The sequence below is a fragment of the Autumnicola tepida genome (assembly GCF_031846485.1).
In the GTDB taxonomy this organism is placed as follows: domain Bacteria; phylum Bacteroidota; class Bacteroidia; order Flavobacteriales; family Flavobacteriaceae; genus Autumnicola; species Autumnicola tepida.
In genome coordinates, this window is record NZ_JAVRHQ010000031.1 from 13336 (window position 1) to 28692 (window position 15357).

Below are 15357 nucleotides of genomic sequence, written 5' to 3' on the forward strand. Positions count from 1 at the left end.
TTTTGATTTTATTCTATTGAAGTTTTGTAGAAATTATTAAACCTGTCAATAATCCACAATCTATTATGAATGTATTCCAAACGCATTGCAATTTCGTTCGCATACTGGACCTCTCCAAAGATTTCAAAATTTGTTACTTCATATCTTTCTACAGCATTTAAATCTTTATCAAGTTTTAAAATGAAACCGTCATATGTAGATGCCCAAAAGAAGCCTTCAGCAAATATAAGATCTTCAAACTGTTTAGAGGGATCATCATCAAAGACCTGTACTGCATTGCCATCTAAATCAAAGGCTATGAGGGCCTGACAATTACCACCACAATCATAATTCACAGTTCCCCAATAATACGTGCCGTCGAAAGTGAGGTAATAATATAACTCATAATCTTCTGTGTAATACCAGTTCCCGATGTAATTACCTGTCGAAGCATTGTACATCTCTGCATAATTCTGCTCATCAAAAGACCAATCATAAATATCCCAAAGTCTCCCGTTTGCATATTCTAAGGTCCACATGGGTTGATTAGGAGGAAAAGAGCGAATTATTGCACCATTGTTGGGATTGATCTCCATCATTTCCTGATAAGTACTACCATTTCCGTTCAGGTCAGTTAAAGCCCATAGTTTTTGTCCCGTCCAGGCAACATGGGATATTTTTCTTGACGAAATAGTGAAGAAAGGATCGCCTACTGTTATCTTTTGTGTACAAATTCCCACACCGGTACTGCTATATTCATAACATAGTTCCATAGATGAATCATCACTAAGCCATTGGGTTATTCCTATGCCCATATTAACCCCACTTCCAATTTTTGAAACTAAAGAATTCCAGCTAAACAGTTTTTCTACCATTTGAGAATATGAATTATTTCCAATCATACAAGTGAGACTACCGCCTAAACCACTTAAAAAATTTTCAGTTAAACTGTAGGTTAAAGCCATACCATCTGAGACCGAATTTATGTTTTTATCTCCATCCATAGCTGCTTTCGTATACGTTCTAAAAGAATTCACCACTTGCCTTGTACATTGCGCTTTACCTTTTAGCGGGTATAAGGTCATAAGTACATCCATGCCCCATGTAGTCATGTTGTGCCATACAGCCTCCTGACTCTCAAATGTTTGTCCTCCTTCCTTTCCCGTATTTATTCTTATTTCATATTGACCATGTCCTGGAAATTCATAAGATTCCTCTACAATTTCAACATCCCTCTCATTAAAGTTATTAGTGGCCGTATTTGCAGCTTCCTGGATTGAAGTTGCAAAAAATTTTATACGGTCTAATTGTATATGCTTAATACGTTCATCATTCCTGTAGATTCCGATAGAAGTATTATATAGTTTTCCCGAATTTTGAAATAAGACGTTTTTGCCAGCCTGATAAATGGTCACAGGGTCATCTCCAGAGCTCTGGTTTGACAACTTTTGGAGCGAAACCTTTTTGTTGTAGTGGGTTCTATTATGATTAATATTGTTCTCTAACATATTACTAAAAAATAATGCAAATTGATTTTGGAAATCTTTCTGATGTGGCGAAACAGGTGATAAACCTTGAAGAATAAGCTCCTGGGTTTTTGCCACTATTTCTTTAAATCCTGGATCTGCTTTCACTGTATTGAGTAGATCAACCTTGCCTTCAGAATCTAAAATAGTCGCAATGGGCATACTCATCGCCAAAGCTATTACAGTTGATTCAGCATCAATTGTGTGGTTCTGCTGACCAGGATAGTTATAGCCTAATAAATAAACTTCATTATTTTTATCGCCTACGAACAAAAAGTTATGCTCTTCCTCAGCAACTTCAATACTGTAACCATTGTCTTCAACTAGCTTATTGCTAACGCTGGAATTTATTTCCAAGGAGCGATTATTAAGTGGACTTTCTACTGGATAAATGATTTTTCCAGCTATCTCCGTCAATATCAACGGTTCATCAACTGGAGAATTATCATCATCTTTTGAGCAACTACTAATACAGAAAATTGTTATAAAAAAAAATAGATAATTAGAGATCTTCATACCTTTTAAACTTTACCAGCAATGTATAGTAGGCCTGAATAAAGGACAATACCTAAAATGTGGTATTTTAATTTATCACGGCTTTAGGGAATCATTACTTCTAAAATTCTAATAGAAGAAGCTGCTATTTCCTGCTTAACTTATGAGGTTTTCCTGAAAATCCCGAAGTGAAACTTAAGAGACATTTTTCAGGGTTCTCCACCTTTGTGGCTGTTATGAGCGTTGAGGAAAGAGAAAACCGGCGGCCCCAGTAGATGTTTTTTAAATAAGGAGAAAGCTCGCGTTTACCTCAGGCACCAATTTCTCTTTTTCGCCATTTCAGAATAATTTTGCATTCTTTTTTTCACAAAAGACCTCAACCCCGCGTAAAGCAGGTACATTCTTCGGGAGCATTTGTTTCTCTGTTACTTCCGGAAAAAATTGTAACATGAACCCTTTAAGACCAGCCCCGGCTATTTTTGATTTTGCCAGAAAGATCTTCAGGTTTTAGGATGGAGACTGTCTTTTGAGAATTTTCGGTGATCTGCTCTGCCAGGAAAATAGAGGGATGTGCCAGAGCCTACAACTATACTGGACCAAAAAAGAAGACGCCCGCGCCGCCATTCGGTTAGCAGTAAAAAAAGAATTACGTGGCAAAGTGCCATTTTCTGAACTGGATAATTTACTGAAGGAAGTAATTGAACAGGCCGAAGGCCAGTATAAAGATTGGCCGTTAGAAGCCTAAGCACACATTTACTTATGGAAGAATTTCTTAAGGAATTATCTCAAAGAATGGAAAGGATCGAAGAAAACCAGAAATTAATCCTTGAAGAATTATCTCATTCAATTATTTATCCTAATAACATTCAGAAAGAAAGAAGTGCGAAGACTAAGAAGGAAAAAGAACGAGAACAAATTGAAGAGTATATAGCTATTTAATCAATGGTCCCTTGCTTAGAGAGGAATTCAATTTGGCTGTTACTCCTCAAAGCCATCGTGTACTGGCATATTTGAAAAACAAAAATCCTTCTGCTTTTGAAGGGCTAAAAAGAAGAAGTTAAATCATGAATGAATCCATAAAATACCAGCGTAAACTAATTGGTGTAGAAAAGAAATTAGGTTTTTTATACGTGCCGGCAGATGTAAGATCTTTATTGCCCAACGAAAATAGCGATGTAAAAGTTCTGTTTCCGGGGGATAACAAACCGAAGATTAAAACATATAACTCTGACCACAATAGAATCTTTGGTTTTACACCATTTTATAAAAAACATGGTCTCTCCGCCGGCGATATAGTTTCAGTAAATGTTTCCACAGAATTAATTACTATTAGTCTCAAAGAAAAAACTAAAATCGAAGATTCAGAAGAAAAGGAAGATGATAGTTTCATAGATATTTCGGGGCTATCATCATAGTCAAAGGGTAATATTGGAGAAGACAGGGTTAAGGAAATCATTTTACTCTATAGCCAGGGACTTTTGAACGTATATAAACCTGTAATGGATGACAGAGGTATAGATCTAATTGTTCTAAAAGAGAAAATATATAACCCGATTTATATACAGGTTAAAAGCAGATTTAACGTTCATAAAAGAAATCGCTTAATCCTCACAATTTAATGGCAATACATTTAAGCCGCATCACTCCTACTATGTGATTGGACTATCTTTCAATCAGGAAAAGATGGAAATGAACGAAAATATCCTCTTTATTCCATCTAAGGAAATTCCTGAATTAGTAAGTCGATTAAACGATGGTAATTGGAGGGTTACCGTTTCTATTAAAAATGGAAAGACCACTGGTAAATACAAGAAATACTTTGTTACTAAGGAAGAGCTGGTTAATAAGTTATTAGAGCGAATAGATCTCGTTAATGAAATTGTGAATTAGGAAATTATTTAATTCATTTTTAAATGAAAGGTTTTTTTTGAAGTACCATTTTGACGTGCAAATCTAGCTAACCTGGGAAGGCAATTATTTTCCTTCTATTGCTTTTCTAAAAAATTTTAATGAAGATTGATAGTGATTTCCGATATTTTCAGCTAATATTTCCCGCTAATATCTCCAAAAAATACCGCATAAACCCTCATTATAATATGGATTAGATTGTATTTTCTATGCAATTCGGCATAAAAACATCTAATTCCTCATTAAAATGTGGATTTTAATGTATTTTTGAATCTGCCAATTATTTTGACTCATGAATCCTCACTATACTATGGATTTTTCAATATAAAAAATGGAAGCAATCGCACACCTCGGAAAGCTTATTCAACAAAGACGTGATCACATGCGTATTACTCAGGAACAATTAGCAGAGATGGCCGATATAGGGATCATTACTCTGTATAAGATCGAGACCGGACAGGCCAATCCTACCTTACAATCCTTGCAAAAGATTACTGATGTACTAGGGCTGGAGATTACCCTCCAGGTTAAAAAGATATAGCTTAAATGAGACAAGCCGCTATTTTATATAAAGGAACAGAGGCCGGTATGCTCCAACAGCATGATGACGGCAGTTTTACCTTCCGTTATCTGGACCGCTGGATGGCCGATCCGGACAATCCTCCTATTAGTCTCACCCTGCCCCGGTCCCAACAGGAATACCATTCCCCATATTTATTTCCGTTTTTTTATAATATGATTCCGGAAGGAACAAATAGACAAGTTGTATGCAAGGCAGAGCGCCTGGATGCCAACGACTATTTTGGGATCCTGATGTCTACGGCCCGCTATGATACCGTAGGGGCCATAACCGTTAAAAAGCTTGAAGCCTCCGTATGATAGCAAAGCTTACAAATTGTCCCGGGACCCTGTCCCCGGGTTTTGGCACCTATAGCCGAACCAGCCTAAAACGGGTATTCGACGGGCGTAAGGTGTCCCACATCCTTCCCTATGAGGCCCCAAATTCAAATGCTCCAACGGATAAATTGTTTGAAGAGAATCAAAAACGGATATCCATATCAGGGGTTCAGGAAAAATTTTCAGTATTGCTGGAAAAGAACAAGCTACGACTGATCAAAAAAGGAGAGCGCGGCACCTATATTCTAAAACCTATTCCTAATTCCGGAAAAAAACGGGACCAGATGCCCGCCAATGAGCATCTGACCATGCAGATTGCACGGCAGGTATACGGGATCGAGACCGCAGAAAATGCGCTCATCTTTTTTAAAAACGGCGCCCCGGCCTACATCACCAAACGATTTGATGTACAGTCGGATGGCAGCAAAAAGGCCAAAGAGGATTTTGCTTCACTGGCCGGTAAAACCCCACAGACCCATGGGGAACATTATAAATACGAAGGGAATTACCTGAAGTTATTTGAACTGATGAAGAAATATCTCCCCGCCTACCGCGTAGAAACACCGAAATTGTTTAAACTCCTGTTGTTCAACTACTTGTTTTCCAATGGAGATGCTCACCTGAAGAATTTTGCAATTCTTGAAACACCAATGGGAGACCATCGCTTAAGTCCAGCTTATGACCTGCTAAATACCCGTATTCATATTGAGGATAGTGATTTTGCATTAGATGGTGGTCTATTACCAGCCCACCTGGCTCAAACAGATGTGGCTGGACAATTTAAAGTCCTGGCGGAACAAGTAGGCCTGTCCTCGAAACAGTTTAATACTACCATGGCTTCCATACTCAATGGTTCCGAACAGGTGGACACCCTGACTAAGGCTTCCTTTTTAGATGAGAAAACAAAAAGAAACTATTTGCAGGCCTATCAAACACGATTAAAAAAACTGAATAAAGAGTAATGATGTCCGAAAGTTTAAACTTTAGCCTAGTTTCTCTAAAGATTAAAGAAAGTAAAAAAAATTGTTTTTTGACGTGTGAATTATGAAAACTTCTGTATTGGAAAATAATCCATCCTTTCCCTATATAAAAACCACGAATTTAAGCTATACCAAAGCCCAAATTCATTATTTTAAAACCACCCCCACTCCTATCTTCTCCAGTAAATATTTATTATGATCAATCACCAGAATATCATTGGTTTCGCTTAGTTTCCTGAGTATCGTATACAAGAGATCAATATCAGCATAATGTAGTCCCGTGCTGGGTTCATCTAAAATGTAAAGCACATCACTGGCACGCTCCTGCAGCCAGTTCAATAGCAATAATCGTTGCTTCTCGCCCGAAGAAAGAGATTGTACCGGCTGGACTAACCTAAGATGGGCCAATCCGATTTCCGCTAATTGGTTGAGGAATTCATCAATTTTTGCAGAAATTCCGGTTTCCTTTAGCCATGATTTTAATTCTGTGATATTCAGGGCGAGCACCTCAGCGATATTTTTTGATCCAGCAGTATGAGCCAATATATCAGGCTGATAACGCGTACCCTTACATACTTCACATTTTTCAATTGCGTTTGCAGCAACATCCAGGCTGGTTTCCACATAGCCTTTGCCTTTGCAGTTGGGGCACTGACTCGTTTTTGTTTTATAAGAAAAGTCACGCGCCTTTAGCGTTGTTTCTTTTGCAAAGATCCTGCTTATATTTTTCAGAAGATCCAAATAAGAAACCAGTAAGGTGCTGGCATGGGAACGCAACTTTTTAGATTCAAAATACCGTCCACCAGTGTACTCCTTCGGAAACTTTATGCTCTTACAATTTACCGCTTTGCCCGCCTCAATACTAGGGATAAGGATATCTTTCACCAAAGTGGTCTTGCCAATTCCGGATTTTCCGCTAATCGCCGTAATTCCGCCAACAGGAATTTCCAGTGCTTCCTTTACTAAGGTATGCCTGGAGAGGTTACGAATTGCAATAGATGCCTTGCCTCCCTTCAATTTAACCGCTTTGGAAGGCTCCTTTAAATAAGGATGACAATCTTCTTGCCTTAGAAAATCCCGGGGTGTGCCCTGGTAAGTAATATAGCCTCCCGACTTTCCTGCCCTGGGGCCGATTTCAACCAGTTCGTCAGCCGAAAGAATGATTTCCTTATTATGCTCAATCACCAGCACCGTATTGCCTTTTTCAATCAACTCTTTCAGAATATGGATAAGGTCCGGGATATTTTCGCTGGATAATCCTGCGGAAGGTTCATCCAAAAGATAGGTAATGCCTTTTAGCGGGGAGTTCAACTGTTTTATTAATGCTACCCGCTGATTTTCTCCTCCGGAAAGGGTGGCCGATTTACGATTGAGTTGCAGGTGATCAATATGTAATTGTTTGGCTCTTTTGATGGTGTTGAACAAATAAGGCTGGATATTGGACATCAGTTTTTGATCTATTTCCTCCTGCTTTTTAGCTTCAAAAAGCCATTCTTCCAAAACATTAAAATCCATTGACTTTATTTCGTAAATGGATTTCTCTCCTATTAGAAAAGACAACCTTTCCGGTTTTATGCCACTTCCGTTGCAATGGCCACATTGCACAAGTGAAAACAGCGACTTGAGCTTATCAATGTGCTTATTTTTTCGGGTTTTATAATATTCTTCTTTTAAGTAATGAAAAAGCCCTTCCCATTGCATACTTACCTCCTGTATGCCTTCACGGGTTTTAGTTTTAAATTTCCAGTTGGCTTTCCATACCGTTTCACCGGCACCATTAAACAGCATTTCTTTTTGCTCGGGTGTGAGCTCCTTAAATGGTGTTTCCAGGCTAAAACCATAGGCCGCACCCAACTCTTCAACAATTGCCATATACTGGCTAGCCGGCTGACCATAATAGGCCAGCGCCTTATTGTGTTCAAAGATCCCTCCGGCAATACTTTTTTCCTGATCCAGAACTATTTTTTCCAGGTCAGGAAGCAATTCCATCCCTATACCATCACAGATGGCGCATTTCCCCAACTCATGATTATTAGAGAAATGACTGGCAGATAATTCCTCTCCTTCATATTGCGCTTTTCGCGAGAAAGCAAAGCGTAAGATCTTATCTATTCCCGTTTGTTTGGCAATATCAGAACGCTGCGTAAAGCTTTTTTCCTTTCGGGTTACACAAATGCTGGGACTAAGGCCCTGGATATGATCTACTTCCAGCTGAAAATTAACTCCTACCCTGGATTGCTGATAACTCGAAAACTGTTTGGACATTTCCTGCAGTCCGTAACCATGCAGCGTATCGATTACCAAAGAAGATTTACCCGAACCAGAAATCCCCGTGATCACCGACAATTGGTTTTTAGGAAAATCTATATCAATATCTTTAAGGTAATGCGTTCTGGCACCTTTCATTGAAATTTTATCCATGCGCTCATCTGCCACCTCCTTCTTTTCTGTTGCACGGGCTTTTGGTGCATTTTTCACCAGCCTGTCGCAGGAAGTTTGAAATAGCGGATGATTTTCAAAACAAATAATGCCTGCCGTTTGTTTTTTTAGTTCGTGCAAGGCTTTTAGCAACTGCCGTACGTTTTGCTGATGCAAACCTATACTCGGTTCCTCCAGGACTAAAAGTGTCTTTTTTGATTGCTTTGTGAAATGCCTGGTAAGTTTAATTCGCTGTGCTTCCCCGCCAGATAAAGTATTGGAAGGTTGTCCAAGCTTAATATACCCCAGGCCCAGCTGCAGCATTAAAGAGAGTATTTTGGTGATCTTCTTTTCCCCGGAAAAAAAATCATAAGCCTCAGCGATATCAAGATTATAGATCTCAGCAATATTTTTATTATTCCAGTGCACCTGCAATACCTCAGGTTTAAAACGCCTGCCGTTACATTTAGGGCAAATTTGATTAATGGCGCCCATCACATTCATAGAAAGGGTGATTACTCCCGCTCCTTCGCATGCCTCACATCTTCCAATTTTGTTATTGAAGGAAAAGGCTCTTTTTGTGAGTTTCAGGGTTTTCGCTTCTGAAGTCTTAGCCAGTAAATCACGTATTTTATCTGCCAGGCCGGTATAGGTGGCAGGGTTGCTTCTGGGTGTTTTCCCAATAGGCTGATCGGATACCGTAAGCAGTTTAAATTTCTCTTTTTCAACATATTCTGAAAGCTTCTTCAGCATTTGAGGTGTTTTCCTGCTTACAACCGTCAATTCTCCTAATTCAGGTTTAAATGAATCTGCTGAAATAATTTTAGATTCTTTCTCTGCTTTGCTGGTAAAGTTTTTTAATTCAGCTAAAGTAGGGCTCGAGAGTTTTTCCGAAGTCAAAAATTCCCTGATGGGCCCGTTGAAAATAACTTCTCCCCCATTTACTCCCGCTTCCGGGCCAAGTTCAATAACCCAGTCCGCGGAACGGATAAAATTCAGGTCATGCTCCACCACCATCACCGTATTTCCGCGGCTAATTAACCGGTTCAAAATACTTCGTAAATACTGCTGATAGTCTTCAGATAAACCAATGGAAGGTTCATCAAACACATAAAGAATACCCTGGAGGCTGCTGTTTACCTGGCGTATCAGTTTAATGCGCTGGCCATCGCCGGAAGAAATAGCTGTACTTGGAGCACTTAGCCGGTAACCTTCCATCCCCAGCCTTATAAGATCGTACAACTGCGTACAAATCTTTTTAACCAGTACCTCTTCCCCGTTCGCCAGGTTAAGATTTTTCAACCTGCCATATAAATCATTCAAAGGAAGATCCATCCATTCCTGAAAGTTCAATCCTTTCCATTTAAATTTAAGATGTTCCGGTTTTATACGTGCGCCTTTACAATTGGGACAAATACTGGAACTGGTAAATTTTAAGATGTTAGGATTACGGTCCAGCCTTAAAATATTGGTCATAATGGGAAGTATTCCTTTATAGAACCCCTCTTCTCTTGGCTTGGCTTTAAAGCCTTTCCACCTCAACCGTGACTCTATGCTGTGTTTTCCATAGAAAACTTTAATTTTTTCACTCCCATTTAATACTACATCCTTTTGTGCTTCCGTCAGTTCTTTCCAGGGGACATCTACATTAAAACCATGCGCTTCACACACCTTATTTAATTCATCTACGGTAATCTGGGAATATACGATATAGCCATTAGGCAGGGTGGTAGTGATTGCACCTTCCCTAAGGGTTTTGTTTTCATCACCAATCAACTTCTCCAAATCAATATATTCTGCCTCACCAATCCCGCGACAACGCTCACAAGCTCCTTTTGGATGATTAAAAGAAAAGAGCGACTTGCTCATTGTTTCTTCTGAAGAATAACGGGCAAATATTATTCTGAAGATAGCAGCCAGTTCAGAGAGTGTCCCGAAGGTAGTATTAATAGACTGAAACCGTTTCGACTGTTCCACCTTAATAACCGGTGGCAAACCTGCAATATCATCTACATCTGCAGTGGGTATCAAATGCCCGTTTTGTTGATTATAAGCAGGAAGGCTTTCCAGGAAATAGCGGTACCCTTCATTTGCAATAACATCCATGGCCAGGGATGATTTTCCCGAGCCTGATAATCCGGTGACCACAATCAGTTGATTTTCAGGAATGCTTAAACTTATATTTTTAAGATTATTCTGGTAGGCATTTGTGATGTGCATAGAGGTTTTCTCCTTTTTTTAAAAAAGTGAATATAGAAGGATAATAAGGCTAAAAAAGGAATTTTCAAGAAAACAGTGCATAAATTTTATTGGCTGAAAAATAAACCGCTGCTCCTTTTTTATCAAATTGAAAAAGTAAATTGTGAAGAATTAGCAAAGGTATTCCTACCGCAATAGAACAAATAAAATGTCACACCTGAACGAAAATCTTCTGAAACTGATATCTTAAAATTGATATATCTGAGGAGGTAATTCAGGAATAATGCCCCATAATGAAAGAGCTATTTGGGAACTGGTATTAATTTAGTGCCTGGCTGCACCCAACCTATGCACTGTACAGCAAATTAAAGGCAATTTCTGAGGTTTACTGTTTTTTCTATGTTTAACAGGGGCTTTCCAGCCCCCGGTAAACACATTTTTTAACCGACATATATGATTAGACTGATTCAGCCGATTCCAGAACATTAAATTTCTCTAATTGTTCTTCTTCTCCTGTAAAATATGGAAAAACATCTACTATCGGTGATTCTGCAATGGCTGGAATACTATAATCGCCCATGGTATCTTCCATTGCCTTCGAGGTATTTTCAAACGCTTCTTTTACATCGTTGCCCTGCACCAGGAGATAAATATTTGTCTTTTTCTCCTTGCCACTTTCTTCATCCATTGCGACAAGGCACACTTTTGACTTAAACCACCTGTCCGAATTTTCAAAAGGGTGTACTTCAGAAAAATTGGCGACTTTAATATTCATTATTCTAAAGTCTTCGCTGGTAATTTTTCCCATTTCTTCACTAATTCTGGCTTCTGCTTCTGTAAAAGAAACAGCATCCAGTAAATAAATTTCCGTAGTTAATTTTTGTTCTCCAGTTTCATGTCGTTTGGTGTATTTTACTTTACACTCATACCAGGTTACGCTCATCGTTTCTTTTTTTTAGGATGGCAAAAATAAAATCTCCAATCAGCCTGGCATTTAATCCAGGCAAAAGATATTCACAATTTTGTTTTCATCTCCTTTATGAAGTGAATTCAGTTATTTTCAAAAAGTCTTTTTGAGCAGAATGCTTCTCCTTTGGGTGTGTATTTTATCTACATATTTTCCCAGCCATACCAATTTTTATTCTACATCATTACTATAAACAGGCCTGACTTACAGCAAATTGCCGTTCGGTATGGGAATTGACTATAGGTCTTCGGACGATGATGATATTACCTGGGAAACCATAGCCCGGGTAATGTAAAACCGATAAAATAAAAAATATGATAACACAAGACCTCAAATTATCCTCTTCAGTTTCAGCTGAAAATATAAAACACGATGATTCGCTGCAAAAACTTAAAAAAACTTCAGCGGAAAAAGAGAAGGCTACAGAAAACTACCGGAAAGCAAGTTTTACCAAAAGGCATCTTTTTACTTTAGCAGCTACTTTTATGCTCCTGCTTGGAGGAGCCTTTTCGGTTTACCTTTTGCAGCCCGAATTTCAGGAGATGAACCTTGGCAGAATGAATACTGTAGGTGGCATGATCCTGTTAATCCTCACCAGCTTCCTTCTGATATTCAGGTTAAGCTTCTTGGCATATATCGCAAAATTGTTCTTTAGCTATAAGCCCGTAACTTCGGTTACAGATGAAGAATTACCCACCTGCACCGTAATAGTTCCCGCCTACAATGAAGGAAAACAGGTGTATTCAACTTTAAAAAGCCTGGTAAATAGTGACTATCCGGCTGGAAAATTACAATTAATTGCCATTGATGACGGAAGTAAAGATGATACCTGGGAATGGATGAAAATAGCCAAAGAAGAATTGGGAGAACGGGTTTCCATTTATCAGCAGCCCCACAACCAGGGAAAAAGACACGCTCTCTACCGCGGATTTAATATGGGTACAGGGGAAGTTTTTGTAACCGTGGACAGTGATTCGATTGTTCAAAAGGACACTTTACGCAACCTGGTTTCCCCTTTTGTTACCAACCAGAACTGTGGTGCTGTGGCAGGTAATGTACGGGTATTAAACAACGAAAAGGCTATTATTCCCCGCATGCTGAATGTAAGTTTTGTATTCAGTTTTGAGTTTATAAGATCTGCTCAAAGTGTTTTAGGTTCGGTTCTTTGTACCCCGGGTGCATTGGCGGCTTATCGTGGAAAAGCAGTAATGAACTGCCTGCCGGAATGGATCAACCAAACCTTTATGGGACAGCCTACCGATATTGGGGAAGATCGCGCCATGACCAATATGATACTGAAGCAGGGCTACCATGTGCTCTTTCAGCGCAATGCTTATGTGCTGACCAATATCCCTGAAAAATTCAGCAGTTTACATAAGATGTTCACGCGTTGGGAAAGAAGTAATGTGCGTGAAAACCTCATGATGTCGAAATTTGCTTTCAAAACCTTCAGGAATGGATCCAAATCGGGCCCGCGTATTTTACTGATTAACCAATGGATGCAAATGCTCACCACCTATCCGCTGTTCATTATCATGATCGTGTTGTTGCTACTGCACCCTGTTTTATTTATAAGTTCCACACTGCTGAGTATCCTGATCTTTTCCACTCTTCCAGCCTTCTTTTACGCCAGGAAATATAACATCTCCGAAGCGTTTTGGGCTTACTCCTACAGCCTGTTCTATACTTTCGGCCTGTTCTGGATTGCCCCTTACGCGATGGCCACCGCAAATAGAAGAGGCTGGCTAACCCGCGAATTGCCAAAGAAAAGATAAAACCTCAGAAAGGATATAAGCGGAATTTTCACTAAATGTTCCTATGGATATGAAAAAGTTACTGAAGCAATTTGGTAGCTTTTTCATTTTAAATAATATGGAACAATAGGCAGAGTACTCGCATAACCTGGCATCTGAATTAACAAAAAAGCCGGAGTAAATTCCCCGGCTTTTTTTATTCTGAACAGATAAAGAAATTATTCCTGCAATCCTTTTTTGATCCAGCCCGATAGCTGAAGGGTTCTTTTAACCTGGTGGGTTACCGCTTTTTTAACCTTATCATCCAGCTTGTCTTTTCCGGCTTCGGTGCTCACCCCGTAAGGATTTCCTCCGGCGCCAAACATCACCTCATCGGTATAACCTGGTGCTGCGGGAATGGCTCCCCAGTGAAACATGGTTTTATATAGAGCGGTCAAGGTAGTTTCCTGCCCGCCATGCGGATTTTGGGCGCTGGTCATCCCGCTTACCACCTTATTCGCTAATTTGCCCTGGAACCACAGGCCCCCGGTAGTATCAAAAAATGCCTGCACCTGTGATGGAAGTCCGCCGTAGCGGGTGGGTGCACTAAAGATAATGGCATCTGCCCACTCCAGGTCATCAAGAGAAGTAGTAGGGACATCCTTTGTTGCTTCCAGGTGCTTCTTCCAGTCTTCATTTTGATTAATAGCCGCCTCAGGAGCAGTCTCCTGGATTCGGCGGAACCTCACCTCTTTTGCTCCTAAATCATTAGCGGCTTCTTCAGCCCATTTTGCCATTTGATGGTTGGTTCCTGTTGAACTGTAATAGATTACTGCTAATTTTACCTCTTTCATATTTCACTTTTTTTGGTTTGCTTCAAGTTAAAATAAATGTCTTTAAAATTTTATAAGGAAAACCTAAATTCTCAGGCACCTGTTTTATCAACAGAGTATTTTTCTACCAGCTTCCCTATACTAAGCCCCTGTACCAATATTGAAAATACGACGATCACATAAGTTACCACCAGGAAAAGTTCCCGGTGCATTTCGGCCTGCAGGCCAAGTGCCAGCGCTATGGAAATTCCGCCACGCAGTCCGCCCCAGGTCATTATTAAATTTGTTTTTGGTGCGAACGCAAGCTTTTTTTTGAAGAAATTAATGGGCAGCAGCAGCGAGATATACCTGCAAAAAAGCACTACCGGAATTGCTATAATGCCGGCGAGGATATATTCTCCCCTAAAACTTAATACCAGCATTTCCATCCCTATTAACACAAAAAGAATGGTGTTAAGAAGAATATCCAGGAGTTCCCAGAATTTATCTACGTAGCTTTCGGTGATTTCAGACATTGTAGTGGCGCGTACGGTATCGTTCCCCACCAGCAATCCGGCTGTAACCATGGCCAAAGGTGCGGAAAGATGAAAATGATGCGCCAGCACCGTTCCCAGCATAACCGCCGCAAGGGTAATAATAACTTCAATATCATAATCGTCTATAGACTTCATCAGCAAATAAGTTACATATCCCAAAATGAGCCCAAGTACAATTCCCCCCACTACTTCTACAGAAAAAAGTTCGAGGATAGCCATGGCATCAATATTTCTTTCCGCAGAACCCGCTATCTGAAAAATGGTGAGAAAAACCACTACTCCTACCCCATCATTAAAAAGGGATTCCCCAACAATCTTAGCTTCGAGATTTTTTGCAGCCCCGGCTTTTTTCAGAATTCCCAAAACCGCAATGGGATCTGTAGGGGATATTAGCGCGCCAAACAACAGGCAGTAAATGTAATCTATGTTTAAACCGATAAGCTGAAGCACATAAAACATAAGAGTACCTACCAAAAAGGTAGAAACAAGAACGCCCAGGGTAGCAAAAACCAACACGGGCCAGCGCTGTATCTTTAGTTGCTCAAAATTGGTGTGCAGAGCACCGGCAAAAAGCAGAAAACTCAGCATCACTTCCAGCAAAATTTCCTCAAAATCTATATTGGTGATAATCTCCTTTTCCACATTCAGCAGTGTATCATCAAACGCAGCCAGGCCAATTACTCCTAAACTAAAAAGTATGGTAATAAGCATGAGCCCAATGGTATTAGGCAATTTAAGGAACCTTACATTAATGTAACCAAAGACCGCCGCCAGGCTTACAAGAATGGTAATTATGAGGAAATAATCCATAAGAGCATTTTTTTTCAGAAGATAAAAAAATTTTAGAAGCAGAGGATAATTATTCCCCCTCTGCGTTTTTTTATAA

Annotated in this window: 13 protein-coding genes; 8 read left to right on the plus strand and 5 right to left on the minus strand. The window is 39.7% G+C overall.

Annotation, left to right across the window (positions count from 1 at the left end):
• Nucleotides 1-8: 8 nt before the first annotated feature.
• Complete coding sequence (locus tag RM553_RS17590; protein WP_311536273.1) at nucleotides 9-2021, minus strand: hypothetical protein; 2013 nt, start codon at nucleotides 2019-2021, stop codon at nucleotides 9-11.
• A 547-nt stretch (nucleotides 2022-2568) separates the two neighbouring features.
• On the opposite strand from RM553_RS17590, the gene RM553_RS17595 reads away from it, so the two are divergent.
• The 7 genes from RM553_RS17595 to RM553_RS17625 all read left to right on the plus strand — a co-directional run bounded on the left by RM553_RS17595 (nucleotide 2569) and on the right by RM553_RS17625 (nucleotide 5767).
• The gene (locus RM553_RS17595; RefSeq protein ID WP_311536274.1) at nucleotides 2569-2745 is read left to right on the plus strand and encodes a type I restriction enzyme endonuclease domain-containing protein; all 177 of its coding nucleotides are present in this window, start codon (nucleotides 2569-2571) and stop codon (nucleotides 2743-2745) included.
• A 14-nt stretch (nucleotides 2746-2759) separates the two neighbouring features.
• Nucleotides 2760-2939 (plus strand): hypothetical protein, encoded by a 180-nt coding sequence (locus RM553_RS17600; protein WP_311536275.1) that lies wholly within the window; start codon nucleotides 2760-2762, stop codon nucleotides 2937-2939.
• 125 nt (nucleotides 2940-3064) lie between these two features.
• Nucleotides 3065-3415 carry a hypothetical protein gene (locus RM553_RS17605; protein WP_311536276.1) on the plus strand — a complete coding sequence of 117 codons (351 nt, stop codon included), beginning with the start codon at nucleotides 3065-3067 and terminating at the stop codon, nucleotides 3413-3415.
• 268 nt (nucleotides 3416-3683) lie between these two features.
• Nucleotides 3684-3890, plus strand: coding sequence for a hypothetical protein (locus RM553_RS17610; protein WP_311536277.1), 207 nt, complete (start codon nucleotides 3684-3686; stop codon nucleotides 3888-3890).
• 349 nt (nucleotides 3891-4239) lie between these two features.
• Nucleotides 4240-4449: a helix-turn-helix domain-containing protein gene (locus tag RM553_RS17615; RefSeq protein WP_311536278.1), complete on the plus strand. Its 210-nt coding sequence runs from the start codon at nucleotides 4240-4242 to the stop codon at nucleotides 4447-4449.
• 5 nt (nucleotides 4450-4454) lie between these two features.
• Nucleotides 4455-4787, plus strand: coding sequence for a HipA N-terminal domain-containing protein (locus tag RM553_RS17620; protein ID WP_311536279.1), 333 nt, complete (start codon nucleotides 4455-4457; stop codon nucleotides 4785-4787).
• Nucleotides 4784-5767: a type II toxin-antitoxin system HipA family toxin gene (locus RM553_RS17625; RefSeq protein WP_311536280.1), complete on the plus strand. Its 984-nt coding sequence runs from the start codon at nucleotides 4784-4786 to the stop codon at nucleotides 5765-5767. Before RM553_RS17620 ends, RM553_RS17625 begins: the two co-directional genes overlap by 4 nt.
• Nucleotides 5768-5932: 165 nt before the next feature.
• Here RM553_RS17625 and RM553_RS17630 read toward each other — a convergent pair whose 3' ends face one another.
• Both RM553_RS17630 and RM553_RS17635 read right to left on the minus strand, forming a co-directional pair.
• On the minus strand, nucleotides 5933-10423 hold the full coding sequence (locus tag RM553_RS17630; protein WP_311536281.1) for an ATP-binding cassette domain-containing protein: 4491 nt from the start codon (nucleotides 10421-10423) through the stop codon (nucleotides 5933-5935).
• 436 nt (nucleotides 10424-10859) lie between these two features.
• A complete protein-coding gene (locus tag RM553_RS17635) occupies nucleotides 10860-11345 on the minus strand; it encodes a DUF4494 domain-containing protein (protein ID WP_311536282.1) in 486 nt (161 codons plus the stop codon).
• 338 nt (nucleotides 11346-11683) lie between these two features.
• Between RM553_RS17635 and RM553_RS17640 the strand changes: the two genes are divergently transcribed.
• Complete coding sequence (locus RM553_RS17640) at nucleotides 11684-13144, plus strand: glycosyltransferase family 2 protein (protein WP_311536283.1); 1461 nt, start codon at nucleotides 11684-11686, stop codon at nucleotides 13142-13144.
• A 197-nt stretch (nucleotides 13145-13341) separates the two neighbouring features.
• On the opposite strand, the gene wrbA is transcribed toward RM553_RS17640, so the two are convergent.
• Together wrbA and RM553_RS17650 are read right to left on the minus strand one after the other, a co-directional pair.
• Nucleotides 13342-13956 carry an NAD(P)H:quinone oxidoreductase type IV gene (gene wrbA / locus RM553_RS17645; RefSeq protein WP_311536284.1) on the minus strand — a complete coding sequence of 205 codons (615 nt, stop codon included), beginning with the start codon at nucleotides 13954-13956 and terminating at the stop codon, nucleotides 13342-13344.
• 71 nt (nucleotides 13957-14027) lie between these two features.
• Complete coding sequence (locus tag RM553_RS17650; protein WP_311536285.1) at nucleotides 14028-15281, minus strand: cation:proton antiporter; 1254 nt, start codon at nucleotides 15279-15281, stop codon at nucleotides 14028-14030.
• Between the last annotated feature and the right edge of the window lie 76 nt (nucleotides 15282-15357).

Excerpts from the sequence above, each read along its gene's own strand:
- RM553_RS17590 (WP_311536273.1), bottom strand. The coding sequence starts at position 2,021 with ATGAAGATCTCTAATTATCTATTTTTTTTTATAACAATTTTCTGTATT.
- RM553_RS17595 (WP_311536274.1), top strand. The coding sequence starts at position 2,569 with ATGTGCCAGAGCCTACAACTATACTGGACCAAAAAAGAAGACGCCCGC.
- RM553_RS17600 (WP_311536275.1), top strand. The coding sequence starts at position 2,760 with ATGGAAGAATTTCTTAAGGAATTATCTCAAAGAATGGAAAGGATCGAA.
- RM553_RS17605 (WP_311536276.1), top strand. The coding sequence starts at position 3,065 with ATGAATGAATCCATAAAATACCAGCGTAAACTAATTGGTGTAGAAAAG.
- RM553_RS17610 (WP_311536277.1), top strand. The coding sequence starts at position 3,684 with ATGGAAATGAACGAAAATATCCTCTTTATTCCATCTAAGGAAATTCCT.
- RM553_RS17615 (WP_311536278.1), top strand. The coding sequence starts at position 4,240 with ATGGAAGCAATCGCACACCTCGGAAAGCTTATTCAACAAAGACGTGAT.
- RM553_RS17620 (WP_311536279.1), top strand. The coding sequence starts at position 4,455 with ATGAGACAAGCCGCTATTTTATATAAAGGAACAGAGGCCGGTATGCTC.
- RM553_RS17625 (WP_311536280.1), top strand. The coding sequence starts at position 4,784 with ATGATAGCAAAGCTTACAAATTGTCCCGGGACCCTGTCCCCGGGTTTT.
- RM553_RS17630 (WP_311536281.1), bottom strand. The coding sequence starts at position 10,423 with ATGCACATCACAAATGCCTACCAGAATAATCTTAAAAATATAAGTTTA.
- RM553_RS17635 (WP_311536282.1), bottom strand. The coding sequence starts at position 11,345 with ATGAGCGTAACCTGGTATGAGTGTAAAGTAAAATACACCAAACGACAT.
- RM553_RS17640 (WP_311536283.1), top strand. The coding sequence starts at position 11,684 with ATGATAACACAAGACCTCAAATTATCCTCTTCAGTTTCAGCTGAAAAT.
- wrbA (WP_311536284.1), bottom strand. The coding sequence starts at position 13,956 with ATGAAAGAGGTAAAATTAGCAGTAATCTATTACAGTTCAACAGGAACC.
- RM553_RS17650 (WP_311536285.1), bottom strand. The coding sequence starts at position 15,281 with ATGGATTATTTCCTCATAATTACCATTCTTGTAAGCCTGGCGGCGGTC.